Source organism: Caldovatus sediminis, assembly GCF_014644455.1.
GTDB classification, from domain to species: domain Bacteria; phylum Pseudomonadota; class Alphaproteobacteria; order Acetobacterales; family Acetobacteraceae; genus Caldovatus; species Caldovatus sediminis.
The window spans coordinates 279582-303856 of the sequence record NZ_BMKS01000001.1 but is presented as its reverse complement, the minus strand read 5'-3'; the positions used below and the strand labels follow the sequence as shown (position 1 = coordinate 303856).

Here is a 24275-nt window from a genome sequence, read left to right as displayed (position 1 = left end):
ACGCGCCCGCGCGGTCCGGAAGCGGTGCGTTCCGCTGCCGGCTCGCCCGGCGAGCCGGAACGCACGGGCCGACCCGGAACCACCGCGCTGCGCGCTCCGGCGCGCGACCGCGCAGGCCCGGCGAGCCAGCGGCGTTCGGCGCGCCGCGCGGTGCCGCGCACGACGCCTCCTCGACGCGGACGATGTCGGCGGGCCCGGACGCGCGCTCAGGATCTCCGGCGTCGTCATGGCGCGATGGCATTGTCGGCGAGATTCGCGCGAGCATCGCGGCACAGCGCGGCGCACACGCGAACTCTCGCGCAAGACATGCATCGCGCGCGATACGCCGCGTCGCCGTCGGCGTGCATCGCGAGCCCGTTGCGGATCACGCGGATCATCCGCGATGCATGTGTCTGCCGCTCGCGACCAAGCGCCCTGCACACGCGCGCCGCGCAACACCAACATCGTGGCGACAATGTGGCGCGCGGCAACACGGTGAATTCGCTTGCACGACGACGCGATCGTGCTAGCGACTCGCCCCCATGACGACCGCAAACGGAATGTCGGTGCCCCAGCGCCGGCGACGGGATGCGGCGTGCCCGCGTGCGTTGCCGCGGGGCGCCCGATGCAACGGGGCAAGGGCGCATGCCATCGGCGCGAGACGACGGCGGGTGCCCCGCGCGACATGGGGCATGGCGATCGCCGCCGGGACGATGCTCGCCGCGACGGCCGCGTTCCCCGCGCTGGCGCAGCCGTCGCCGGAGCGCTCCGTCGTCCGCTCGCCACGCGCCGCATGCCTGGCCGCCGTCCGCGCCGCGGAGCGTGCGCACGGCATCCCGGAAGGATTGCTGGTCGCCATCGCGCTCAACGAGAGCGGACTGCACGCCTTCGCGCTGAACATCGGCGGGCGCTCCCACTACCCTGCGACGCGCGAGGAGGCGCGCCGGCTGTACTGGGAAGCCCTCGGCCGGGAGCCGGTGATGGCCGGATGCGTCCAGGTCAACGCGGGCGTGCACGCGCGGCGCAGCGACTGGCCGCTGGATCCCTTCGTCGCCGCCGACTGGGGCGCGCGCTACCTGCGCCGGCACTACGAGCGCACCGGCGACTGGGCGGATGCGCTGGTCCGCTGGCACGGCGGCTCGCCGGAGAACGCGGCGCGTCTCGTCTGCCGCGTCCGCGGCAGGATGGACGTGACCGCGCCCGGCCACGCCGTGTTCGAGGGCTTCCGCTGCGGCGGAGATACGGCGGTGGCGCGGCTGCGGCGCGACGGCCGGGCGCTGCTCGAGCTCGCGGAGGCGGCGGAGCGCTGACGCGGCTTCCGCCGAGGCGCCGATCACGCTCCTGCCGGATCACGGCAACGTCACGCACGGCGCGATGCGGCCGTCACCGCCCGCGCCTATCTCCCCCTCGTGGGCGAGGCGGGCATGGCGCAGGCGGACGTGCAGCGGGATCGGCCGGTCCTGCTCGTCGTCGAGGACGATTTCCTGGTCAGGCTGACGCTGGCCGACGGCCTGACGGAAGCGGGCTTCACGGTGCTCGAGGCGGGCGACGCGCAGGCCGCGCTCGCCCTCCTCGTTACCCGGCGCGACATCCTCGCGATGCTGACCGACATCAACCTGCCCGGCGAAGCGGACGGCTACGCCCTCGCCCGCGCGGCGCGCGTGCTGCGGCCCGACCTGCCGGTGGTCTATGCATCCGGACGGCACGGGGCAATGGCCGCGGCACGCGCGGTGCCCGGCGCGCGCTTCCTCGCCAAGCCCTTCACCGCCGCGCTCGCCGCGCGGGTGCTGCGCGAGACGCTGGGACGGCACTCCGGCGGCGGGCCACCCGGCACGCCGGGCGCGCCCGGCGCGGCCGGCACGCCGCCGCCGTGACCGCGCTCGCGTCTTCGCCGCGCCCTCAGCCGGCCGGCAGCGACGCCGCCGCCCGCGCCAGCACGCGGTCCACGAAGGCGCCCGCCGCGCCGAGATAGCCCGCCGGATCGGTCAGCCGCGCGATCGCCGCGGGATCGAGCCGCGCGGCGACCGCCGGCTCGCGCCCGAGCGCCTCGGCGAGCGGCACGCCCTCCGCCCGCGCGACGTCGCAGGCGCGGTTCACGACGTGGTGCGCCTCGCCGCGCCCGAGCATCGGCGCGAGGCCCATCATCACCGCCTCGGCGACGATCAGCCCGCCGGTGCTCTCCAGGTTGCGCCGCATGCGCGCGGCGTCCACCGTCATCCCCTCGGCGATCGTGCGCGCCTGCGCCAGCGCGCCGTGGGCGAGCAGGAAGGCCTGCGGGATGGCGAGCGGCTCCGCCTGCCACGGGCCGGTGCCGCGCTCGTGGTCCTGCGCCATCGCGGCGAGCACCTGCGGCACCAGCGCGTGCACGCCGCGCGACTGGGCGAGCACGTACTCGCAGGCGATCGGGTTGCGCTTCTGCGGCATGGTGGAGGAGCCGCCGCGGCCCTCCTGGTGCGGCTCCGCCACCTCGGCGACCTCGGTCTGCATCAGCAGCATGACGTCGGTCGCGAGCTTGGACAGCGCGCCGCACAGTAGGCCGAGCCAGCACACCGCCTCCGCCAGCCCGTCGCGCGCCACGTGCCAGGGGATGTCGGGCTCGGCGAGGCCGAGTTCGCGCGCCAGCTCCGCCGCGACCTCGAGGCCGCGCGGGCCGAGCGAGGCCAGCGTCCCCGCCGCCCCCCCGAACTGCACGCGCAGCGCGCGCGGGCGCAGCTCGATCAGGCGCTGGCGCATGGCGAGCAGGGGCGAGAGCCAGACCGCGCACTTGTAGCCGAAGGTGACGGGCAGCGCGTGCTGGAGGTGGGTGCGCCCCGCCATCACCGTGTCGCGGTGCGCCCGCGCCCGCGCGGCGAGCGCGGCGCAGAGCGCGTCGAGGTCGGATGCGATCAGGTCGAGCGCGTCGCGGATCTGCAGCACCAGCGCGCTGTCCATGATGTCCTGCGTCGTCGCGCCCCAGTGCGTCCACCGCCCCGCCTCGGCGCCGGCGAGGGCGCTGAGCTGGCGCACCAGGCCGACCACCGGATAGCCGGTGTTGCGCGTCGCGGCGGCGAGCGCGGCGCGGTCCAGATTCTCCGCCCGTGCCGCCGCGGCGATGGCGCGCGCCGCGTCCTCGGGAATGATGCCGAGCCGCGCCTCTGCCCGCGCGAGCGCCGCCTCCACGTCCAGCATGCGCTGCAGGTAGGCGGTCTCGCCGAAGGCGCGGCGCATCGCCTCGGTGCCGTAGAGGGCGCCGAGCACGACCTGGTCGGCGGGGTTCACGGGGTCGGGCGTCATGCGCTTGCGGCTCCCTTCGCGGCACCGGAAGGAACCGCGGCCGCCGGCGCCGGTCAACCGCCGCCTCCGGGAGCGTTCCCCCGCCCGTGCCGGCGCGGGGCGTCTCCTTCAGGGCGGCGCGTGCGCCAGATAGTGCGCGAGCGCGGCGAGCTCGGCGTCGCTCAGCCCGTAGACGACGGCGTTCATGCTGGTGTCGGTGCCGCGCCGCGTGCCGTCGCGATAGCCCTTGAGGCTCAGCAGCAGGTAGTCCTCGCGCTGCCCGGCCAGGCGCGGGACCTGGTTCTGCCCAGCGTAGTCCGGCAGGTGGCAGACGCCGCAGTTCAGCCGCTCGGCGAGGAGCGCCCCCTCGCGCATCCGTGCCGGGTCGGGAGCGCCGCGGTCCTCCGGCGGGCCCGGCGGGAGCGAGGCATAGAAGGCGGCCAGGTCCTCGATCTGCCGGTCGGTCAGGTCGCGCGCGAGGTCCGGCATCGGCGGCGCGTCGCGCAGGCCCTCGCGGAACAGGATCATGTTGAGCACGATGGCCTCGGCCGGCTGGCCGGCGAGCGAGGGGACGTTCGCGGTCGGCGAGCGGCCGCGCTCGCCGTGGCAGCCGCCGCAGCCGCGCGCCTCGGCCAGCGCGGCTCCCCGCCGCGCCGCGTCGTCGCCGGCCGCGCCCGCCGCCGTGCAGAGAAAGGCGGCGGCCGCGAGGGCGACCGCCGCCGCCAGGGAGCGCAGAGGAAAGGTCACTGCGCGCGCGAGATGCGGTAGATCGCCCCGTTCTGCTCGTCCGAGACCAGCAGCGAGCCGTCGCGGAGCTGCAGCACGTCCACGGGGCGGCCGAGGAAGCGGTCGTTCGCCTGGTCGAGCAGGCCGGTCAGGAAGGGCTCGATGCCCGTCACGTTGCCCTGGGCGTCGAGCCTCGCCACCACCACGTCGTAGCCGATGAGCTGCTCGCGGTTCCAGGAGCCGCGGCGGGCGATGAAGATCTGGTTGCGATACTGCTCGGGGAACATGGCGCCGGTGTAGAAGCGCATGCCGAGCGCCGCAACATGCGGCCCGAGCGAGGCGGCGGGCTGGACGAATTCGCTGCAGTTGCGGCGCGGCACGGCGGGGTCGTTCCAGTCGCCGACGCAGAAGGGGAAGCCGTGGTCCTCGCCGGGGCGACGGATGCGGTGCAGGGTGTCGGGCGGGACGTCGTTGCCGGCCCAGTCGCGGCCGTTGTTGGTGGCCCACAGCTCGCGCGTGACGGGATGCCAGTCGAAGCCCACGCTGTTGCGGATGCCGCGCGCCTCGATCCGGCGGTCCGAGCCGTCGGGGCGGAAGGAGACGATCAGCGCATAGCGGTCGCGGTCGAATTCGCAGATGTTGCAGGGCACGCCGATGTTCATCGTCAGCCGCCCGTCCGGCGAGAAGGCGGCGAACTTCCAGCCGTGATGCTCGTCCGGCGGCAGGTTGAAGGCGGCGGTCAGCTCCACCGGCGTGCCGGGATCGTCGAGCCTGCCCTCGATGCCGTCGTAGCGGAGCACGCGGTTGATGGCGATGACGTACAGGCTGCCGTCGCGGAAGGCGACGCCGTTCGGCTGGGTGAGCCGCTCGGCGATGGTGCGGACGCGGCGCTGGCCGCCCTCGTCGGTCACGGCATAGACGCGCCCGATCACCCGGGTGCCGACGAAGACCGTGCCGTTCTGGCCGAGCGCCATCATGCGCGCCCCGGGCAGGCCGTGTGCCCAGAGCTCCACGCGGAAGCCGGACGGCACGCGCAGCGCGGAGACCGGCACCTGGTCGGGCGGCGTGACGGTCAGTCGCGGCGCGTGCGGCGCGAGGCGCGAGCCCGCCATCTCCGGCGGCCGGCCCTGCGCCCAGGCCGGCGCCTGCTGTTGCTGCTGTTGCTGCTGTTGCTGCGCGAGCGCCGGGGCCGACGCGGCGGCGAGCGCCGCGACGACGCCGAGTGCTGCAGCGGTCCTGCGGATCATGGACGGTTCCTCCCGGCCTGCGCCGCGTCGGGGGTGGCGGCGCTCCGGCCGGTCGGAGATCTTGGATGCCCAGAACGGTCCGGCAAGCGGGGACGGCGCCGCGCCCGGCGGGCCGCGCGGCCCCGAGGGGCGTCAGCGGCCCAGATCGGGGGCGCGCTCCGGTCCCGCCATGCCCTGGGTCGCGAGCCGCCTCGCCTCCTCGGCCGGCATGCTGAGCCTGACCTGCCCGCCGTCGCAGGAGGCGACCGCGTCCAGGGGAAGGACGTGGTGCTGGCCTCCGCCGGTCTGGTCGCCGGCCCGGGTGAGCTTGATGCGGTTGCCCTCGACCCGGTCCACGGTGCCGACCGGCTGGCCGTCGGAGCCGATGACCGGCATGTGCTCCTCGATCCGCGAGGGGTCGATCATCGCCATCGGGTCGCTCTCCTTTCGTCGCCTTCGCGCCGCACCGGACCGGCGGGCGCAACGGCTGCAACGGCCGGACGTGCCCGCGGATGCATGCCTCGGCCGAGGCGCGGCCGCGGCAGGACTTGCCGGCCGGCGCGGCGCGGGGGAGTGTCGCGCCGCGATGGGGGATCCGTTCCACGCCCTGCCGGGGGCCGAGGCGATGCTCGGGGTGGCGCTGGCCGCCGTGCTCGGCGGCCTCTCGCGCGGCTTCTCCGGCTTCGGCGCGGCGCTGGTCTTCGTGCCGCTGGCGAGCGCCGCCGTCGGGCCGCGCGAGGCGGTGCCGGTGCTGGCGCTGCTCGAGAGCTTCGCGGTGCTGGTCTTCCTGCCCAACGCCTGGCGGCTCTCCGACCGGCGCGAGGCCGGGCTGATGGCGGCGGGCGCGGTCGCCGGCGTGCCGGTCGGCGCGGCGGTGCTGGCGAGCGCGGAGCCGGTGGCGCTGCGCTGGGGACTGGCGGGCCTGGTCCTCGCGGCGGTCGCCCTGCTGGCCTCGGGCTGGCGCTACCGCGGGCGGCCGGCGCCGCCGCTCACCCTCGCGGTCGGCGGGGTGGGCGGGGTGATGAGCGGCGCGGCGATGCTCGGCGGCGTCGCGCCGGCGACCTACTGGCTGGGCGGCGCCAGGGCCTCGGCGGCGCGGGTGCGGGCGAACATGAACCTCTATTTCGCGGCGCTGACCGCGGTCGTGGTCGGCGCCTACGCGGTGGCCGGGCTGCTGGGCTGGCGCACCGGCTGGCTCGCCCTCGCCGCGGGGCCGTCCTACGCGCTCGGCCTGGTGCTGGGGACGCGGCTGTTCGGGCTGGCGAGCGAGCGGGTGTTCCGGCTCGCCGCCTACGGCCTGATCCTCGCCTCCGGCGTGGCGGGGATGCCGGTCTGGGACGGGATCTGGGGCGGGCGGTGAGCCAGGCCAGCCGCAGCCGCGGCTGGCGCCTCGCGCCGGCGGCGCGTCAGCCCTGCCGCTCGACGAGCAGCTTCTTGATCTCGCCGATCGCCTGTGCCGGGTTCAGCCCCTTCGGGCAGGTCCGCGTGCAGTTCATGATGGTGTGGCAGCGGTAGAGCCGGAACGGGTCGTCGAGCTGGTCGAGCCGCTCGCCCGTCGCCTCGTCGCGCGAATCGGCGATCCAGCGGTAGGCCTGCAGCAGGATCGCCGGGCCGAGATAGCGGTCGCCGTTCCACCAGTAGGAGGGGCAGGCGGTGGAGCAGCAGAAGCAGAGGATGCACTCCCAGAGCCCGTCGAGCCTCGCCCGTTCCTGCTTGCTCTGCAGCCGCTCGGAATCGGGCGGCGGCGGGCTGTCGGCCTTCAGCCAGGGCTCGATCAGGCGGTACTGCGCGTAGACCTGGCCGAGGTCGGGCACCAGGTCCTTCACCACGGGCATGTGCGGCAGCGGGTAGATGCGCACGTCGCCCTTGATGTCCTCGATCGGCTTGAGGCAGGCGAGGGTGTTCAGCCCGTCGATGTTCATCGCGCAGGAGCCGCAGATGCCCTCGCGGCAGCTCCGGCGGAAGGTGAGGGTGCTGTCCACCTCGTTCTTGATCTTGATCAGCGCGTCGAGGACCATCGGCCCGCAGGCGTCGAGGTCGATCTCGTAGGTGTCGAGGCGCGGGTTCTCGCCGCTGTCGGGGTCCCAGCGGTAGATCCTGAAGTTGCGGACGTTCTTCGCCCCGGCCGGGGCGCGCCAGGTCTTGCCCTCGCGGATCTGGGAGTTCCTGGGCAGCGTGAAGGTGGCCATTGCGTGCCGTCTTTCCTCAGTACACCCGCGCCTTCGGCGGGAAGACCTGCACCTCGTTGGTCAGGGTGCGCAGCTTCACGCCGCGGTAGTCGAGGCGCACATTCCCCTCGGCGTCGCACCAGGCGAGGGTGTGCTTCAGCCAGTTCTCGTCGTCGCGCTCCGGGTAGTCCTCGTGCGCGTGGGCGCCGCGGCTCTCCTTGCGGGCCTCGGCGCCGACGATGGTCGTCATCGCGTTGCCCATCAGGTTCTCGAGCTCGAGCGTCTCGACGAGGTCGCTGTTCCAGACCAGCGAGCGGTCGGTGACGCGCAGGTCGGCCATCCCGGCCCAGATCTTGCGCATCTTCTCCACCCCCTCCCTGAGGAGCTGGGAGGTGCGGAACACCGCGGCGTGGTCCTGCATGGTGCGCTGCATCTGCAGGCGCAGCTCGGCGGTCGGCGTGCCGCCCTTGGCGTGGCGCAGGCGGTCGAGGCGGTCGAGCGAGGCCTCGCCCGCGTCCGCCGCGAGCGGCGGCTGCGCGGCGCCGGGCTTCACGATCTCCGCCGCCCGGTGCGCCGCGGCGCGGCCGAACACGACGAGGTCGAGCAGCGAGTTGGTGCCGAGCCGGTTCGCCCCGTGCACCGAGACGCAGGCCGCCTCGCCCACCGCCATCAGCCCGGGCACGACGCGGTCCTCGTCCTCCCTGGTCGGGTTCAGCACCTCGGTGTGGATGTTGGTCGGGATGCCGCCCATGTTGTAGTGCACGGTCGGCAGGATCGGGATCGGCTCCTTCGTCACGTCCACGCCGGCGAAGATCTTCGCCGTCTCGGAGATGCCGGGCAGCCGCTCGTGCAGGATGTCGGCGCCGAGGTGCTCGAGGTGCAGCAGGATGTGGTCCTTGTGCGGCCCGCAGCCGCGGCCCTCGCGGATCTCCATGCTCATCGCGCGCGAGACCACGTCGCGCGAGGCGAGGTCCTTCGCCGTCGGCGCGTAGCGCTCCATGAAGCGCTCGCCCTCGGAGTTGGTGAGGTAGCCGCCCTCGCCGCGCGCGCCCTCGGTGATCAGGCAGCCGGCGCCGTAGATGCCGGTGGGGTGGAACTGCACGAACTCCTGGTCCTGCAGCGGCAGGCCTGCGCGCAGCACCATGGCGTTGCCGTCGCCCGTGCAGGTGTGGGCGGAGGTGCAGGAGAAGTAGGCGCGCCCGTAGCCGCCGGTCGCCAGCACCGTCATCTGCGCGCGGAAGCGGTGGATCGAGCCGTCCTCCAGGTTCCACGCGATCACGCCGCGGCAGGCGCCCTCGTCGTCCATCAGCAGGTCGAGGGCGAAGTACTCGACGAAGAACTCGCAGCCGTGCTTGAGCGACTGCTGGTAGAGCGTGTGCAGGATGGCGTGGCCGGTGCGGTCGGCGGCGGCGCAGGCCCGCATCGCCGGCTCCTTGCCGTAGTGCTTCATGTGCCCGCCGAAGGGGCGCTGGTAGATGCGCCCGTCCTCGGTGCGGCTGAACGGCACGCCGTAGTGCTCGAGCTCGATCACCGCCGGGATCGCCTCGCGGCACATATACTCGATCGCGTCCTGGTCGCCGAGCCAGTCCGACCCCTTCACGGTGTCGTACATGTGCCAGCGCCAGTCGTCCTCGCCCATGTTGCCGAGCGCGGCGCCGATGCCGCCCTGGGCGGCGACGGTGTGGCTGCGCGTGGGGAAGACCTTGGTGACGCAGGCGGTCTTGAGGCCCGCCGCGCCCATGCCGAAGGTGGCGCGCAGCCCCGCGCCGCCGGCGCCGACCACGACCACGTCGTAGGTGTGGTCCACCACCCGGTACGCGCCCCGGGACGGCTTGCCGATCGCGTTCATGGCCTTGTTCCGTTCCTCAAAGCGCCGCCGGCGGGCGCAGCAGGGCGATGCGCAGCACCGCGAGCGAGGCGGCGAGCCAGAGCAGCACGCAGAGCCCCTTCACCGCGAGGATCCCGCCGATCCGGCCCCATTCCGCGCGCACATAGTCCTCGATGATCACCTGCACGCCGTAGGCGGTGTGGTGGAAGGCGGCGGCGAGGAAGGCGAGCAGCAGCACCGCGTTGAACGGCCGCCCGATGAAGGCGAGCGCCTCCGCATGGCTCGCGCCGGCGAGGCCGGCGAGCGCGAAGACCAGCCAGACCGAGAGCGGCAGCAGCGCCACCGAGGTGACGCGCATCAGCCACCAGTGGTGCACGCCCGACTGCGAGGAGCCTAGTCCGCGCACCCGCCCGAGCGGCGAGCGGAGCGTCGTGCGTTCGGCGAGTTCGTTGGCCATGCGTCGCGCGCCCGTCCCTTCGCGTCCGTCAGAAGAAGGCGACCAGCAGGACGATCCAGGTCAGGACCGTCAGCGCCGCCGTGCCGATCAGCACCGCCCAGCCGGTGCGGTACATGGTCGGGATGTCGTAGCCCCACCCGACGTCCCAGGCGAGGTGCCGCACGCCGTTCAGCGTGTGGTACCAGGCCGCCGCCGTCAGCCCGAGCAGCAGGACCACGCCGAGGAAGGAGGAGAAGAACCACTGCGCGGCGGCGAAGGCCGCGGGGCCGGCGGCCGCGGCGACCAGCCACCAGACGAGGAAGACGAGCCCGATCGCCCAGATCACGCCGGTGATGCGGTGCGAGATGGAGAGCGCGCTGCTCATCTGCAGCATGTCGTAGACCTGCAGGTGCGGCGAGAGCGGCCGGCGGACCGTGGCGCCGTCCGACCGGTGGCCGACCATCGTCGCCTCCCGGCTGTCCTTCATGATGCTCATGGGCGGGCTGCTCCGATTGCCGCCGCGGGCGCGCGGGCTTCGGGGGCGCGGGCGGCGGGCGTCTCGATCTCGCGGGCCTTTTATGGCGCGCCGCGGCGCGAGGTCAACGCGGGGTGGATGGGCCGGTCCGGCGTGACCGGCGCCCGGTGCCGATCCGGCTCGACCCGGCGTCCGCGCGCCGCGCCGGGGGCCGGGGCGCGCCCGCTCAGCTGCTCATCGCCCCGGCGTTGAGGGCGCCCACCGCGACCGCGACGGCGGCCTTGACCACCGCGCGCGCCATCGCACCCTCCTCCTCCATCGCCTCGGCATGCGTGGAACCGAGCAGGCGCGCCACCGCGAACCATGCGCCGAGCTGGGCGGCCAGCGCGACCACGCCCCACACGGCCGCGTCCACTAGGTTCGCCGAGTGCGCGATCGCCGAATGGAGCGGAATGGCGAAGCCGAGCACGGTGCCGCCGAACGCGACCGCGGCCGCGGTGTTGCCGCGGCGGATCAGCGCCATTTCGTCGTGCGGCGTCACCTTGACGTGCACGAACATCGCCGCGCCGAGCAGCACCAGGCCGGCGAGAAAGTGGGTGATGAACCCCGGCAGTGTCGCGAGGCTGGTCATGGTGGCGGACTCTCCCCCTTCTCACGCGTCGGCGGTGGCGACCGCCGCCTGATGGCGGCGTGATGTTGCGGTGCGTCGCGCCGCATCGGGCCGGTCCTTCCGCGTTCCCGGCCTCAGGGCGTGAACAGGTGCGGCACGAAGCGGCTTCCGTCGGTGGTGATCGGCGTCGCGTCCTCGCGGATGCCGAGGCCGGCGGGCTCGCCGGCGATCACCCAGCTCCCGAGCACCGGATAGCGCCCTCCGAAGACGGGAAGCTCGGCATAGGCCTGCCAGACGCGCGGCTGGTCGCCATAGGGACCGGACGCGTCGCTGTGGCCGGGCGCCACGATGTTCAGCCCCTCGCGTCCGAAGATCGGCTTGGAGATCTCCGGCCCCCCGGTCCTGCCCGGCTCCAGGAAGGCCGGGAGCAGGTTCGGGTGGTCGGGAAAGAGGTGCCAGAGCAGCGAGAGGAACGCCTTCGAGGTCGGCACCAGGCGCCAGGCGGGCTCGATCCAGCGCGTGGCCGCGGCGGGGACGTGCCGCCCGAACTCCTCGCGCAGCAGCCAGTCCCAGGGGTAGAGCTTGAAGATCGCGGCGATCGGCCGCTCCTCGAGGTCGCGGAAGCCGCGCCCGTCCCAGCCGATCTCGTCCATGAACAGGAAGGGCGCGTCGAGCCCGGCCTGGATGGCGGTGTCGCGCAGGTAGTCCACCGTCCCCTCGTCCTCCGCCGTGCCGCGGGCGCAGGCGAAGTGGACGCGGCGAGGCAGGGCGAGGCGCGGCCAGGTGGCGATCAGCGCCTCGTGGAGCGAGTTGAACTGGTCCTTCGCGTGCGGGAACTCGCTCGATTCCAGCCATTCCCACTGGACCACCGCGGCCTCGAACAGCGTGGTCGGGGTGTCGGCGTTGTATTCCAGCAGCTTGGGCGGGCCGGAGCCGTCCCAGCGCAGGTCCATCCGCCCGTAGAGTGAGGGCTCCTGCCGCTCCCAGGACCGCTTCACCAGCGCCCAGGCGCCCGCGGGGATGCCGAGCGGGCCGTTGAGGTCGTGGCGGATGGCGTAGTCGGCCGCCTCCCGCATCCGCGCCTCGAGCTCGGCGGTCGCCTCCTCCAGCGTGTCCACCTCCGCGGCGGTGAAGCGGTAGTAGGCGGATTCGTCCCAGTAGGGCTCGCCCTCGTACTCGGCGAAGGCGAAGCCCATGCGCCGGGCACGCTCCAGCCGGTCCGGCCGAGGGTCCTGGGGCAGGCGCTGCATCGTCCGGCCTGCCGCCCGTCAGGCGCCGGAAGCGAAGCGGCTGCCGGTGCCGCCGAAGCCGCCGCGGCTCGACGTCGCGGCGCGGCCGGCATCGGAGAGCCCGGTGCCCTGGGCGGCGGCGCCGGCGCTGCGGCCGAAGAACCAGGAGCCGCCCCCGTAGTACGGACGGGAGCGCGTGGAGGAGGTGACGCGCGCGCAGATCTCCTCGGCGTCCGGCCGCATCTCGCGCCGGGCGCGCTCGCAGTCCTCGCGGCGCGAATCCCCGCAGCCGCCGAGCCCGAGGACCACCCCGCCGCCCAGCAGAACCAAGGTGATCGCACGGCTCCGTTTCATGAGGGAGATGGTAACGGAAACGGACGGCGATTGGCGAGCGCCGATCTCGGCCGGCCACATGGCCGCAGCCGAGTGCCCGCGTGCCCGCCGCCGGCCGGACGGGAGGCGGGAGCGGCCCCGCCTCCGCACGCCGCGCCGATGCGGGCGCGATCAGCCCTCGAGGAAGCTGCGCAGGGCCTGGCCGCCGCGGCTGCGCTCCAGCTTCTTCAGGGCCTTGGCCTCGATCTGCCGGATCCGCTCGCGCGTCACGTTGAAGGTCCGGCCGACCTCCTCCAGCGTGTGGTCGGTGTTCATGCCGATGCCGAAGCGCATGCGCAGGATGCGCTCCTCGCGCGGGGTGAGGCCGGCGAGCATCCGCGCCGCCGCCTCGCGCAGGCCGGCGCGCGCCGCGGCGTCGAAGGGCATCACCGCGTTGCGGTCCTCGATCAGGTCGCCGAGGCGGCCGTCCTCCTCCTCGCCGATCGGCGCCTCGAGGCTGACCGGCTCGCGGGCCAGGCGGAGCACGGTGCGCACCTTCTCCTCCGGCATGCCGAGGCGCTGGGCGAGCTCCTCCGGCGTCGGCTCGCGCCCGGTCTCCTGGGCGAGGCGCCGGCCGGTGCGCGCGACCTGGGCCGCGGTCTCGGTCATGTGCACCGGCACGCGGATGGTGCGCGCCTGGTCGGCGATGGCCCGCGTGATGGACTGGCGGATCCACCAGGTCGCGTAGGTGGCGAACTTGAAGCCGCGGCGCCAGTCGAACTTGTCCACGGCGCGCATCAGGCCGATCGAGCCTTCCTGGATCAGGTCGCCGAACATCAGGCCGCGGTTGCGGAACCGCTTGGCGAGATGGACGACGAGGCGCAGGTTGGCCCGCGTCAGCTCCTCCTTGGCCTTGCGCATCTCGCGCTCGCCGCGCACCGCGGCGGCGTGCACCTGGCGCAGCACCGGGACCGCGAGGCCGATCTCGGCCTCGAGCTGGCGCAGCTCGGCGCGGATCGCGGCGAGGCCCTGGCGCAGCGCGGCCGCGGCCTCCTCGTCGGCGCGGGCCTTGCCGCTGGCGGCGCGCTGCACACGGCGGAGGCCCGCCTCGCCGCCGTCCCACAGGCGGAGGAACTCCTCGCGCGCGATCCCGACCCCCTGGGCGAGCCGCAGCGCCCGGCCGTCGAGCGCGGTCAGGCGGCGATGCGCCTCGCGCACGCGGACGAGCAGCTCCTCGACGCGGTTCGGGCGCAGGCGCAGCGCGGCGATCTTGCCGGCCAGCGCGACGGCGTCCGCCTGGGGCAGGGCCTGGCCCGGCTCCAGCCCCTCGGAGAGGCGCGCCCGCTCCTCCAGCACGGCGTCGAACGCCGCGAGCACCTCGGGGCGCAGGCGCTGCTCCTGGGTCAGCGAGGCCAGGGGCGCGGTGGCCGCGCCGTCCTCGCCGGGCTCCTCCTCCGCGGTCGGGGGCAGCGCGACCGGGATCTCTTCCTCCTCGCCGTTGCCGCCGGCGACGGCGGACGATTCCAGCTCGATCAGGTCGCGCAGCAGCAACCGCCCGGCGGCGACGGCGTCGCGCCAGGCGGAGAGGGCCGTGAAGGTGGTCGGGCTCGTGCTGAGCGCCGCGAGCATCGCGTCGCGCCCGGCCTCGATGCGCTGGGCGACCGCGATCTCCTCCTCGCGGCTGAGCAGGGGGGTCCCGCCCATCTCGCGCAGGAACATGCGGACGGGGTCGTCGCTACGGCCGGGGCCCGGCTCGGCCTCGGAGGGCTCGGCGGCGGCCGCCTCGGCGCCGGCATCGGCGCCGCGGGCGTTCCCGGCCCCGCGCTCCGCGCCGTCCTCCGCGGTCCGGGTGGCCGGAGGGCGCGCCAGGTCCTGGCCGAAGGCGGCGTCCTCGCCCGCTCCGTCGGCGGCCTCGACCACGTCGATGCCCATCTCGCCGAGCAGCGCGATCAGCTCCTCGACCTCGGCGGCGCCGATCCGCTCGGGGGCCAGCACGGTGTCGATCTCGTCGCGCGTGAGCTGTCCGCGCTCGCGGCCGAGGGCCAGCAGCGTCTCGACCGTCGCGACCGGCAGGCCGAGCGCGGCCGCGCCCGCTTCGACCTCGGCCTGCTCCGCCACGCTCCTGCCAGGGAACATCCCGTCCATTACTGACATGCTCCTGCCCGGCCGGGTATGGTCCGTACCGGGCCCAATTACGCGGTCGGCGCGCGGCAGGAGCTTGCCTCCGCCACGCGCCGGTCCCATCGGCTTCCCCTGCGCCGGCGGCATGCCGGTCGCGCCTCCTCCCGCTCGTGGTCCGCCCCCCTGGCCGCTGACCGGCCGCCGCGATCGGCGGCGGGGGCGGCGCGAAGGGGTCCGTCCGGGCTGGGGCGCGCCGGGCTCCGGCGCCGCCGCAATATGGGGTTTCCCCGCGTCGACCGATAGCCCCTGAAATCGCCTGCCGGCACTCGCGATCCTCAATCGAGGATTGCGCGACACGGGGGGCTCGGCGAGGGATGGTGGCGGGCCGGGCGTCGCGGCAGGTGGCGCCGGGGCCTCGCGATCCCGCGAGCGAAGCTCCGGGCGGACCGTCGCTCACACCGGCGGGGGGCGCCGCAGCTCGGGTTCGACCAGGCGCTCGAAGGCCGTCTCGCCGGCGGCGGCGAGGCGGTCCGGTCCGACCGCCTCGCGCGGGTCGGGGGCGTTGCGCCAGGCCTTGTAGTCGTCCCGGTACGCGAGGCCCATCGATTCGGCCAGGAGGTGGATCCAGTTCACGACCCGCAGCCCGGGCCGCCCGCGCTCCAGCGACACCGTCTCGCGGTGGCAGGAATGGAAGATGGTGACGAGGGCGTCCGCGCCGGTCTCCTCGGCCGCGGCGAGCAGGGCGCGCTGGGCCGCCGCCAGCGCCCCCGGCACTCCGGCGAGGGCGGAGCACATGTGACCTGGCGCACGGCACGGATGGTCCGGAACCTCGAGGCCGGGGATCAGGCGGAGGAGGTCCGGGACCAGGGCGTTCACCGGCACCCGGCCGTTGAAGCCGTGGTGCAGATGCGGCAGCGCCCGCCGGGCGGCGACGCGGTGGCGCAGCAGCGGCGCGAGACGGTCGCGCCGCGCATGCAGCACCTCGCTGATGTGCGCCGTGGCGAAGGCGGCCTCGGTCGCCGGCGCCATGAAGTCGTCCATGTTCATGTGGCAGGACGGGCACCAGGTGACGACGGTGTCGCGGCCCATGGCGTTGAACGCCTCCATGGTGCGGCGCGCCATGCCGCCGGCGATGCGCGCGTTCGCCTCCTTGGGGGAGCCGCAGCAATAGGAGGGGCCGCCGGCCGGCGCCGGCTCGATCCCCACCGCCTCGAGCATCCGCGTGGCGAGGCGGACGATCTCGCCGTGGCGGGCGATGTTGCAGCCGAACCAGAAGACGACGCGCTCCGGCGCCGGGTCGGCGGGCGGCGGGGGTGTCACAGCCATCGCGCCTGCTCCTCCTCGGTCAGGGTCAAGCGGGCGAACGCCTTCACGCGGGCCGACCAGCCCGGATCCTCCCTGGCCGGCAGGCGCGGCGGGCCGCCCTCCTCGCCCGCGCCGAGCGCGCCGCGCAGGCGCATGCCGGCGAGCCGCATCATGTAGGCGGCGTCGAGGCGCTCCGGGCAGGCGGCGGTGCAGAGCCCGCTGCGCGTGCAGGCGCCGATCCAGGCGACCGACCCGGCCGGCGCCGCCTGCGCCTCGCCGCGGAGCACGGCGCGCATGCCGGCGGCGACCGTCTCCGGCGCGGCCGCGGCGACGGCGGGCAGGGTCGGGACCATCGGGCAGGCGCCGACGCAGGCGCCGCAGGCGGTGCAGGCGGCGGCGAGCCGGGCGGACTCGGCGCGGATCAGCGCCGCGAGGTCGGGGGCGCGGGGCGGCGGCAGGCGGGCGGCGCTCATGACGCGAGGGCGCCGCGGACGGCGATCCCCTCGATCTCGATGACGCAGCCGGGGGAGGTGAAGAGCGCGCCGCCGACGCAGGTGCTGGCGGGCGGCGTCTCCACGCCGGCGAAGGCGCGGCGGCGCGCGGCGTCGAAGCCGGCGTAATGGCGCATGTCGCCGAGGAAGGTCGTGATCTTGAGCAGGTCGCCGAGCCCGGCGCCCTCGGCGGCCAGCGCGCGGGCGAGGCGGGCGAAGCACTCCTCGGCCTGGGCCTCGATCGGGCCGCCCTCGGCGGCGCTGCCGCGGGCGGTCACGCCCGAGCAGAAGACGAGCCGCGCGCCGCCCGGCAGGGGCAGGCTGCGGGTCGGGGCGAAGGAGGGCCTGGCGGCGGTCTGGCTCATCGGCGGGCGGATCCTGCGCTGACCTCCGGGAACACTACGCCCGCCGCGCGGCGATGGCGACCCTCCCGCCCTTGACGGCTCCCGCGCGATGCCGCCCGATCGGGCGCGGCGCGCACGGGCGCGTGACCGGGAGGAGCGAAGCCGATGACCGAGCCGGAGGTGAGCCTGCGCGAGCGGGTGAAGGAGCCGCCCTCCGCCGCGCTGGTCGAAAGCTACTACCGCCCCGCGGTCGCGCGCGCCCTGGCGCAGGTGTTCGACCACGAGATGTGGGCGCACTGCGCGCACGCGCTGATGCTGGAGCACCAGGGGATCGTCGGTCGCGAGGCGGTCGCCGCGCTGCTCGGCGCCGTGCTCGACCTCGCGGAGCGCGGAGGCGACGCGCTCGCGGTGGATCACCGGCAGGAGGACCTCTACTCCTACGTCGAGCGCGCGATCGTGCAGCGGCTCGGGCCCGATGTCGGCGGGCGGCTGCACACGGGGCGCAGCCGCAACGACCTCAACGCCACCACCTGGCGCATGGCGCTGCGCGGCGCGCTGATCGAGGCGCTGCGGACGCTGGCCGACCTGCGCGCGACGATGCTGGCGCTGGCGGAGCGCCACGCGGCGGCGGTGATGCCGGGCTACACCCACGCGCAGCACGCCCAGCCGGTGACCTTCGGCTACTGGCTGCTCGCCGCGGCGGACGTGCTGGCGCGCGACCATGCGCGGCTCGCGGGCGCGCTGGCGCGGGTGGATCTCTGCCCGCTGGGGGCGGGGGCGCTGACGACGACGGCCTTCCCGCTCGACCGTGCCCTCACCGCCGAGCTGCTCGGCTTCGCCGCGCCGCTCGAGATCGCCTACGACGCCGTCTCCTCGCGCGACGACGCGCTGGAGGCGGTGGCGGCGATGGCGGTGCTGGCGACCTTCCTCTCGCGCCTGGCGACCGACCTCTACGCCTGGAGCACCTGGGAGTACGGCTTCGTCGAGCTGGCCGACCGGCACTGCGCGGTCAGCTCGATCATGCCGCAGAAGAAGAACCCGGTGGCGCTCGAGCACATCCGCGCCGCCGCCGCCGCGGTGCAGGGGGCGCTCGCCGCGGCGCTCGGCTGCGCCAGGAACACGCCCTTCGCCGACGTGAACGACGCCGTGACCGCGGTGAACGAGCCGGCGATGGACGCGGCGGCGCGCACGCGGCGCATCCTCGCGCTCCTCGCCGAGGTGCTGGAGGGGCTGACGCTGAGGCCCGGGCGCATGGCGCGCGCCGCGGCCGAGGGCTTCGGCAGCGCGACCGAGCTCGCCGACGTGATCGTGCGCGAGACGGGGCTGAGCTTCCGCATGGCCCACAACGTCGTGGCGGCGGTGGTGCGCGAGGCGGTCGAGGCCGGGCGCAGCGCCGAGACGATCCGCAGCGCCGACCTCGACGCCGCGGCGCGCGCGCTGTTCGGCCGCGGCCTCGGGCTGCGCGAGGAGGCGGTGGCGCAGGCGCTCGACCCGGCGCGCAACGTCGCGGTGCGCACGGTGCTCGGCGGCCCGGCGCCGGCGAACATGGCGGCGATGGGCGCGGCGCGGCGGCGCGCGCTGGAGGAGGACCGGGCGGCGGTCGCCGCCGTCGCCGCCCGCGTCGAGGCCGCCCGCGCGCGCTGCCTCGCAGAGGCGCGGGCGATGGCTCAGTCCGGCCGGATCACCTCGGCGCAGGCGTCGTCGTAGAGCCGCGCCAGGTCGGCCGCGCGGCGCGCCTGGATGGCGCGGACGTTGAGCGAGCCCTTGTCCGTCGCCTCGCCGGCGTCGAGCGAGGGCGGCTCCGCCAGCACCAGCGCGCGCGCGACGCGGCGCGAGGCGCCGCCGCCCGAGGCGGCGTTCATCCGCGCGAGCCCCTCGCGCAGCCGGGCGAGGTAGCCCGCCTCCGCCGCCGCGGCCGGGTCGGCCGGGAAGACCAGCAGCCCGACCTCCTCCCGGTCCGAGCCCACCACCACGACGTCGCGCACCAGCCCGGCGAGCGCGGTCAGCGCCCGCCCGCGCAGCTCGGCGGCGTTGACCCGCGTGCCGGAGGCGAGCTTGAAGTCCTCCACCAGCCGGCCGTCGAAGCGCAGGCCGAGATTCGGGTCGGCCTCGTCCACCCAGGTCGCCGCGTCGCCGGTGCGCAGGAAGCCCTCCTCGTCGAAGGCCGCGGCGCTCGCCTCTGGCTCGTCGAGGTAGCCGGGGAAGACCATGGGGCCGCGCACGCGGATCTCGGTCTTGCCGTCCACGGGCACCAGCCGGAGCTCGGCGCCGGGCAGCGGCACGCCGATGCAGCCCGCGGGCGGGTCGGGCATGTGCGCCGTGGTGACGGCCGGCGCGGTCTCGGTCAGGCCCCAGGAGGAGACCATCGGCACCTTGCGCGGCGCGTGCGCGGCGGCGATGGCGGAGAGCCGCGTCCACGCCGCCTCCGGCAGCGCGGCGCCGGCGCAGAACATCAGCCGCAGGCGCTCGAAGAAGCGCTCGCGCAGCGCGGCGTCGGACTCGAGGTGCGGCAGCAGCAGCGCGTAGCCGCGCGGCACGTCGAAGCGGATCGTCGCCGGCACCTCGCGCAGGTTGGCGAGGGTGCGCTCGTGCGCCGGGCCGGGCATCGGCCTGCCCTCGTCGATCCAGAGCGTGCCGCCGAAGCGCAGCATCATGTTGAGGTTGTGGCTGCCGCCGAAGACGTGGCTCCACGGCAGCCAGTCCAGGATCGCCGGCGGCTCGCGCAGCAGGAACGGCCAGACCTGCGCCATCTGCTGCTGGTTCGCGGCCATCATCCGGTGGGTGCCGAGCACCCCCTTGGGCACGCCGGTCGAGCCGGAGGTGAAGAGGATCTTCACCGGCGCGTCCGGGTCCACCGCGGCGATGGCGTCCTCCAGCGCGGCGTCCGGCGCGGCGTCGCCGAGCAGCGCGGCGAAGGGCGTGCCGCCGCCGCCCTCGCCGGTCACGACCTCGGCGCCCGCCGCCTCCTCGACCGCGAGGGCGCGGGCGAAGGGCGCCGCCTCCTCGACGTAGATCAGGCGCGGGCGCAGCTTGCGCAGGACGTGGCGCAGCTTGCCGAGGTCGGCGCTCATCAGGCTGTAGGGCGGCGAGACGGCGGCGCAGGGCACGCCGATCGCCTGCGCGGCGAGCGCGATCAGCGCATGCCGCACCGAATTGGCGGAGAGCACCGCGACCGGCCGCCCGGGCCCGAGGCCGCGCGCCCGCAGCGCGGCGGCGATCCGGCGCGCCTGCTCGGCGGCCTCGCCGAAGGTGACGCCGCGCCAGGCGCCGTCGGGGGCGCGTTCGCGCAGGAAGGGGCGGTGCGGGGCGTTCGCGGCCCAGTGCCAGAGCCAGTCGGTGATGCGCGGCGCGTGCGGCGCCAGCGGCTCGGCCGAGCGGACCAGCCAGCCGCCGCCGGGGAGGGCGCGCCGTTCGATGCGCGGCGGTGCGAACAGGGGTGTCGCGGACTCCGCGTCGGTCCGCCGGTCTTCGGCCCTCGTGCCCATGCCGTCCTCCCTCCTTCCCGGACGGGCGCGCCCGGCGGTGCCGGGGCGTTTGCCCCCGCGGGGGCGGCCGCGCCGCCGGGCAGCCTCGCCCGCCGGCCGCGGCGCCGGCAAGCCGTGCCGCGCCGGGTGGCGGGCGAAGCCGGCGGCGGGGCGGCGCGCTTGCGGTCCGGCGGGGCCGCGCCACAATCCCCGGGCGGCGCGAGGACGGAGCCGGGCCGGCCCCCGCCGGGAGGAGGAACGCGGATGGACCGCACGCCGGACCGCATCGGCCCCCGCGCCGGGCCGGAGCCGTCGCCCCCGGGCGCCGCGCGGTGCCGCCCGGGGCACGCCGCCCGCATGGAGGCCGGCGCGCGCCCCGCCGCCGGCCGGCGCGGCGCGGCGGGGAGGGCCGGCGGATGAGCCTCGCCCTGCCCGAACCGCGCCCCTGCGACATCGCGCTCGACGGCCGCCGGATCGAGGCCGCCTGGTGGGGGCCGGGCCCCGAGGCGGCGCCGAGCGTCGTGATGCTGCACGAGGGGCTGGGCTGCGTGGCGCTGTGGCGCGACGTGCCGGCGCGCATCGCGGCCGCGACGGGCCTCGGCGTGCTCGCCTATTCGCGCTTCGGCTACGGGCGGTCCGACCCGGTGCCGCTGCCGCGGCCTCTCACCTACCTGCACGAGGAGGCGCTCGGGGTCCTGCCGCGCGTGCTCGAGGCGGCGGCGATCCGGCGCTGCATCCTGTTCGGCCATTCGGACGGCGCCTCGATCGCCGCGATCCATGCCGGCTCCCGCGAGGACGCGCGCGTGCGCGGGCTGGTGCTGATGGCCGGGCACTACATGGTCGAGGCGGCCGGGATGCCCGCCCTGCTCGAGACGAGGCGGCGCTACGAGGAGGGCGACCTGCGCGCGCGCCTCGCCCGCCACCACGCGCATGTGGACGTCGCCTTCCGCGGCTGGAGCGAGGCCTGGACCGACCCGCGCTTCGCGGCGGCGTTCGACCTCGCCGGCGAACTCGCGCGCATCCGCGTGCCGGTCCTGGTGGTGCAGGGCGAGGCGGACCCCTACGGCACGCTGGAGCAGGTCCGGGTGGTGGAGCGCGAGGCCCGCCGCTGCCCGGTGGAGACCCTGGTCCTGCCCGGGGTCGGCCATGCGCCGCACCTCGAGGCGCCGGAGGCCGTGCTCGCGGCGGTGCGCGACTTCGCGGCGCGGCTGCTGCACGCGGGCGGGCCGGCTGACGAGAAGGCGCCCGAGCCGGCCGGTGCGGTTGCCGTTGCGCGATCCGCCTGACCTGGTCCGGCGTGTACCGGAGGGCGGGAGGGCCATGGCACGCCTCGGCTTTCGGACCGACCCCGGCCGCGGCCGTCGCCGGCCGCAGCGCCCCGGCGGGCCGGTCGGGCACGGCGGCGCGGGCAGGGACGCCGAGGGCACGGACGCCGCGCCTGCGCCGCGGGCATCCGGAGCGGGGAGCGGCCGCGAGCCGCTCCGGCGAAGCCGCGGCGTTCCGCGGCCGGAAGGGAAGGGAGGCCGAGATGGGCAGGGCAGGCGGAACAGGCCGCGGCGCGCGCGGTCTCGACCGGCTCGCGCCGTGCGCGGCGATGCGCGGACGGAGGAGGCGGCATGCCGGAACGGACTGAGGGGGCCGCGCCGCTTTCCCCCTTCGTGCATGTCCGGCGCGTCTCCTGGGCCGACACCGACGCGGCGCGCATCGCCTACACCGCCCGCTTCCTCGACTTCGCGGTGGAGGCGATCGAGGCCTGGTGGCGCGACCGGATGGGGACCGACTGGTACGAGATGAACGTGGACCGCGGCATCGGCACCCCTTTCGTGCACGCCGCGCTCGACTTCCGCAGCCCGGTCACGCCGCGCGACACGCTGGCGACGACGGTGCGGCTCGCCCGCCTCGGCGGTTCCTCCCTGCGCTTCGTGGTCGCGGGGTGCGCGGGGCGCCGGCTGGTCTACGAGGGGACGCTGGTCTGCGCCTTCGTGGACGCCGCGACGATGCGGCCGATCGGCGTGCCGGCGGAGTTCCGCGCGGCGCTGGAGCGCGAGGCGGCGCTCGGCGCCGGCTGACCGTGCCGGACCAGCCCGGCTCGCGGCCGGCGCTGGCGCCGCCCGGCACCGGCATGTGCGCCGCGGGGTCAGCCCGCGGCGGAAAGCGGGGGAAATCCGTAGAGCGCCGCCGGATTATCCACCAGCACGCGCCGGCGGGTCGCCGTGTCCGGAGCCCAGCCGCCGAGCAGATCGAACAGCGCGCCGTCGTCCGGCATGTGCCGATCGAGCGAGGGATGCGGCCAGTCGGTGCCCCAGACGCAGCGCTCCGGCGCGGCCGCGAGCAGGGCGCGGGCGAACGGCGCGACGTCGGCGTAGGGCGGTCCGTCCGAGGAGATCCGGTAGCCGCACAGCTTCACCCAGGCCCGCCCGCCATCGAGCAGCCGCAGCAGCGCCTGGAAGCCGCGGCCGTTGAGCCCGTCCGCCGCCCGCACGCCGCCCATGTGATCCACCACCACCGGCACGGGCAGCGCCGCCAGGCGTGGCGCGAGCTCGGCCAGCGTGTCGCCATGCGTGTAGAGCTGGAGGTGCCAGCCGAGGGGCGCGATGCGCCGGGCCAGCGCGTCGAGCTGATCGAGCGGCGTCCCGTTGCCGCTCACCGCGTTGAACCGCACGCCGCACGCTCCCCGCCTCGCCATGGCGGCGAGCGCGGCGGGGTCCGTGGCCTCGTCGATCACCACGACGGCACGCGCGTGGTCGAGGCCGAATTCCTCCGTCGCGTCCAGGGTGCAGGCGTTGTCCGTGCCGTAGATGCTCGGCTGCACGACGACCATGCGCTCGATGCCGAGCGCCTCGGCGACCCTGCGATAGGCGGGGATGAGACATTCCGCCGGCGTGTAGCCGCGGCCCGGACTCAGCGGATAGCGGTCGAACGGGCCGAAGATGTGGAAGTGGCAGTCGCAGGAGCCGGCCGGGCCGCGCCAGGAGGGGCGCGGGACGGCGCGGAGCGGCGGCAGGCAGGGCCTCATGCTGGCGGACCTCGTCGTTGCGTTGTCTGGCGGGGTCAGTGCAGCAGGCTTGCGGTGCCGTGGAAAGCGGGGCGGTGCGCGGTTCCCCTTTGCTGCGGCGTCGGATGGCGCGAGACTGGCGGCGGAGAGGGGACGCCGATGCCCGCCGATACGGCCGCCGCGGCCGAGCCGCTGTTCGATCCCGCGCTGTTCCGCATCCCGCCCGGCGTGGCGCATGTCTGCGCCGGCGGCGAGACGCCCTTCCTGCGCCGCCACGACGCCGCCCTCGCGCGCTACGCGGAGGACAAGAGCGCCGGCCCGCCCGGGCGCGAGCGGCAGGAGGCGGAGGTGGCGCGGGCGCGCGCGCTCGCCGCCGAGGCCTGGGGCGCGGCCGCGGAGGAGATCGGCCTGGTCGCCAACGTGGCGGAGGGCATGTCCCTCCTGGTCGAGAGCCTCGACTGGCGCGAGGGCGACAACGTCTGCCTGGACCCGGACGAGTATCCCTCGCTGGTCGCGCCGCTGGCGATGCGCCGCCATCCGCGGATCGAGCTGCGCTTCGCGCCCCTCGCCGATCCGGCGGCGGTGGCCGCGCGCGTGGACGCGCGCACGCGGATGATCGCGGCCAGCCACGTCTCCTACCTCAACGGCGCGCGGCACGACCTGGCGGCGCTGCGGCGCGTGGCCGATGCCGTCGGCGCGCTGCTCGTCGTGGACCACACCCAGGCCGCGGGGTGGATGCCGATCGAGGCCCCGCTGGCGGACTTCGCCTTCAGCGCCGGCTACAAGTGGCTGCTCGGCATGACCGGCACCGCGCTCGCCTATTGGAACCGCGCGCGGCAGCCCGGCTGGATCCCGGCGAGCGCGGGCTGGTACTCGCTCGCCTCCACGGCGCGGCCCGATTACGCGGCGGGCCTCGCGCTGCGGCCCGACGCGGGGCGCTTCACCCGCGGCAATCCGGCGCACGGCGCCGTCTACGTGCTGGCGGAGGCGCTCGCCTTCCTGCGCGGCTTCGACGCGGCCGCCGTGCAGCGCCACGTGCAGGCGCTGAGCGGCGCCCTGCTCGCGCGCCTGGCCGAGGCGGGCATCGCCTCGACGACGCCGCCCGATCCCGCGCGGCACGGCGCGAGCGTGTGCATCGCGAGCCCGCGCGCGGCGGAGATCGTGGCGGGCCTGCACGCGCGCGGGGTCTACGCCTGGAACGGGCGCGGGCGCATCCGGTTCAGCTTCCACGGCTACAATTCGCGCGCCGACGTGGACCGCATCATGGACGCGCTGCGGGCGGAGTGGCGGGGCTGAGCGCCCGGCACGGCCGCG

General features: G+C 75.6%; 25 protein-coding genes. 7 read left to right on the top strand and 18 right to left on the bottom strand.

Translation table 11 applies throughout. The annotated features are described in order from the left end of the window. Positions 1–224: 224 nt before the first annotated feature. A complete protein-coding gene (locus IEX99_RS01425) occupies positions 225–377 on the bottom strand; it encodes a hypothetical protein (RefSeq protein ID WP_188897675.1) in 153 nt (50 codons plus the stop codon). 294 nt (positions 378–671) lie between these two features. Between IEX99_RS01425 and IEX99_RS01420 the strand changes: the two genes are divergently transcribed. Then, positions 672–1289 carry a transglycosylase SLT domain-containing protein gene (locus IEX99_RS01420; protein WP_229677735.1) on the top strand — a complete coding sequence of 206 codons (618 nt, stop codon included), beginning with the start codon at positions 672–674 and terminating at the stop codon, positions 1287–1289. Between the two features lie 114 nt (positions 1290–1403). Further along, positions 1404–1853: a response regulator gene (locus tag IEX99_RS01415; RefSeq protein ID WP_188897673.1), complete on the top strand. Its 450-nt coding sequence runs from the start codon at positions 1404–1406 to the stop codon at positions 1851–1853. 25 nt (positions 1854–1878) lie between these two features. On the opposite strand, the gene pcaB is transcribed toward IEX99_RS01415, so the two are convergent. The 4 genes from pcaB to IEX99_RS01395 form a co-directional block, all read right to left on the bottom strand. After that, positions 1879–3252, bottom strand: coding sequence for a 3-carboxy-cis,cis-muconate cycloisomerase (gene pcaB, locus IEX99_RS01410; RefSeq protein ID WP_188897671.1), 1374 nt, complete (start codon positions 3250–3252; stop codon positions 1879–1881). Between the two features lie 108 nt (positions 3253–3360). Next, positions 3361–3978, bottom strand: coding sequence for a c-type cytochrome (locus tag IEX99_RS01405; protein WP_188897669.1), 618 nt, complete (start codon positions 3976–3978; stop codon positions 3361–3363). After that, positions 3975–5204 carry a PQQ-dependent sugar dehydrogenase gene (locus IEX99_RS01400; protein ID WP_188897668.1) on the bottom strand — a complete coding sequence of 410 codons (1230 nt, stop codon included), beginning with the start codon at positions 5202–5204 and terminating at the stop codon, positions 3975–3977. The genes IEX99_RS01405 and IEX99_RS01400 overlap by 4 nt, the downstream gene beginning before the upstream one ends. Before the next feature lie 132 nt (positions 5205–5336). Beyond that, positions 5337–5615, bottom strand: coding sequence for a DUF2171 domain-containing protein (locus tag IEX99_RS01395; RefSeq protein ID WP_229677734.1), 279 nt, complete (start codon positions 5613–5615; stop codon positions 5337–5339). Positions 5616–5769: 154 nt separating this feature from the next. Between IEX99_RS01395 and IEX99_RS01390 the strand changes: the two genes are divergently transcribed. Further along, a complete protein-coding gene (locus tag IEX99_RS01390; RefSeq protein WP_188897666.1) occupies positions 5770–6543 on the top strand; it encodes a sulfite exporter TauE/SafE family protein in 774 nt (257 codons plus the stop codon). Positions 6544–6589: 46 nt separating this feature from the next. On the opposite strand, the gene IEX99_RS01385 is transcribed toward IEX99_RS01390, so the two are convergent. From IEX99_RS01385 to IEX99_RS01335, 11 genes are all read right to left on the bottom strand, one after another. Beyond that, positions 6590–7372 carry a succinate dehydrogenase iron-sulfur subunit gene (locus IEX99_RS01385; protein WP_188897664.1) on the bottom strand — a complete coding sequence of 261 codons (783 nt, stop codon included), beginning with the start codon at positions 7370–7372 and terminating at the stop codon, positions 6590–6592. A gap of 16 nt (positions 7373–7388) precedes the next feature. Further along, positions 7389–9200 (bottom strand): succinate dehydrogenase flavoprotein subunit, encoded by a 1812-nt coding sequence (gene sdhA, locus IEX99_RS01380; RefSeq protein WP_188897662.1) that lies wholly within the window; start codon positions 9198–9200, stop codon positions 7389–7391. 16 nt (positions 9201–9216) lie between these two features. Further along, positions 9217–9636, bottom strand: a complete 420-nt coding sequence (gene sdhD, locus IEX99_RS01375; protein ID WP_188897660.1) for a succinate dehydrogenase, hydrophobic membrane anchor protein — start codon at positions 9634–9636, stop codon at positions 9217–9219. A gap of 28 nt (positions 9637–9664) precedes the next feature. Beyond that, positions 9665–10111: a succinate dehydrogenase, cytochrome b556 subunit gene (gene sdhC / locus IEX99_RS01370; protein WP_188897658.1), complete on the bottom strand. Its 447-nt coding sequence runs from the start codon at positions 10109–10111 to the stop codon at positions 9665–9667. Between the two features lie 205 nt (positions 10112–10316). Further along, a complete protein-coding gene (locus tag IEX99_RS01365; protein WP_188897656.1) occupies positions 10317–10721 on the bottom strand; it encodes a DUF350 domain-containing protein in 405 nt (134 codons plus the stop codon). 113 nt (positions 10722–10834) lie between these two features. Continuing rightward, positions 10835–11950, bottom strand: coding sequence for a glutathionylspermidine synthase family protein (locus IEX99_RS01360; RefSeq protein ID WP_188897654.1), 1116 nt, complete (start codon positions 11948–11950; stop codon positions 10835–10837). A gap of 18 nt (positions 11951–11968) precedes the next feature. Further along, complete coding sequence (locus tag IEX99_RS01355; protein ID WP_188897652.1) at positions 11969–12283, bottom strand: hypothetical protein; 315 nt, start codon at positions 12281–12283, stop codon at positions 11969–11971. Between the two features lie 150 nt (positions 12284–12433). Further along, the gene (rpoD, locus tag IEX99_RS01350; RefSeq protein WP_188897650.1) at positions 12434–14386 is read right to left on the bottom strand and encodes an RNA polymerase sigma factor RpoD; all 1953 of its coding nucleotides are present in this window, start codon (positions 14384–14386) and stop codon (positions 12434–12436) included. A gap of 429 nt (positions 14387–14815) precedes the next feature. Continuing rightward, entirely contained in the window at positions 14816–15688 is an 873-nt protein-coding gene (locus tag IEX99_RS01345) for a (Fe-S)-binding protein (protein ID WP_188897648.1), read from the bottom strand. After that, positions 15679–16140 carry a 4Fe-4S dicluster domain-containing protein gene (locus tag IEX99_RS01340; RefSeq protein ID WP_188897646.1) on the bottom strand — a complete coding sequence of 154 codons (462 nt, stop codon included), beginning with the start codon at positions 16138–16140 and terminating at the stop codon, positions 15679–15681. The genes IEX99_RS01345 and IEX99_RS01340 overlap by 10 nt, the downstream gene beginning before the upstream one ends. After that, positions 16137–16523 carry a RidA family protein gene (locus tag IEX99_RS01335; RefSeq protein ID WP_188897644.1) on the bottom strand — a complete coding sequence of 129 codons (387 nt, stop codon included), beginning with the start codon at positions 16521–16523 and terminating at the stop codon, positions 16137–16139. The genes IEX99_RS01340 and IEX99_RS01335 overlap by 4 nt, the downstream gene beginning before the upstream one ends. 144 nt (positions 16524–16667) lie before the next feature. On the opposite strand from IEX99_RS01335, the gene argH reads away from it, so the two are divergent. After that, the gene (argH, locus tag IEX99_RS01330) at positions 16668–18209 is read left to right on the top strand and encodes an argininosuccinate lyase (RefSeq protein ID WP_188897642.1); all 1542 of its coding nucleotides are present in this window, start codon (positions 16668–16670) and stop codon (positions 18207–18209) included. Here argH and IEX99_RS01325 read toward each other — a convergent pair. Beyond that, the gene (locus IEX99_RS01325) at positions 18170–19987 is read right to left on the bottom strand and encodes an AMP-binding protein (RefSeq protein ID WP_188897640.1); all 1818 of its coding nucleotides are present in this window, start codon (positions 19985–19987) and stop codon (positions 18170–18172) included. The genes argH and IEX99_RS01325 overlap by 40 nt on opposite strands. Positions 19988–20382: 395 nt before the next feature. Here IEX99_RS01325 and IEX99_RS01320 point away from each other — a divergent pair, with 395 nt between their 5' ends. Next, positions 20383–21252 (top strand): alpha/beta fold hydrolase, encoded by an 870-nt coding sequence (locus IEX99_RS01320; protein ID WP_188897638.1) that lies wholly within the window; start codon positions 20383–20385, stop codon positions 21250–21252. Between the two features lie 330 nt (positions 21253–21582). Beyond that, positions 21583–22035, top strand: coding sequence for an acyl-CoA thioesterase (locus IEX99_RS01315; RefSeq protein WP_188897636.1), 453 nt, complete (start codon positions 21583–21585; stop codon positions 22033–22035). Between the two features lie 68 nt (positions 22036–22103). Here the strand turns inward: IEX99_RS01315 and IEX99_RS01310 are convergent, their stop codons facing one another. Then, positions 22104–22982 carry an amidohydrolase family protein gene (locus IEX99_RS01310; protein WP_188897635.1) on the bottom strand — a complete coding sequence of 293 codons (879 nt, stop codon included), beginning with the start codon at positions 22980–22982 and terminating at the stop codon, positions 22104–22106. Positions 22983–23120: 138 nt separating this feature from the next. On the opposite strand from IEX99_RS01310, the gene IEX99_RS01305 reads away from it, so the two are divergent. After that, a complete protein-coding gene (locus IEX99_RS01305) occupies positions 23121–24257 on the top strand; it encodes an aminotransferase class V-fold PLP-dependent enzyme (RefSeq protein ID WP_188897633.1) in 1137 nt (378 codons plus the stop codon). Positions 24258–24275: the final 18 nt, after the last annotated feature.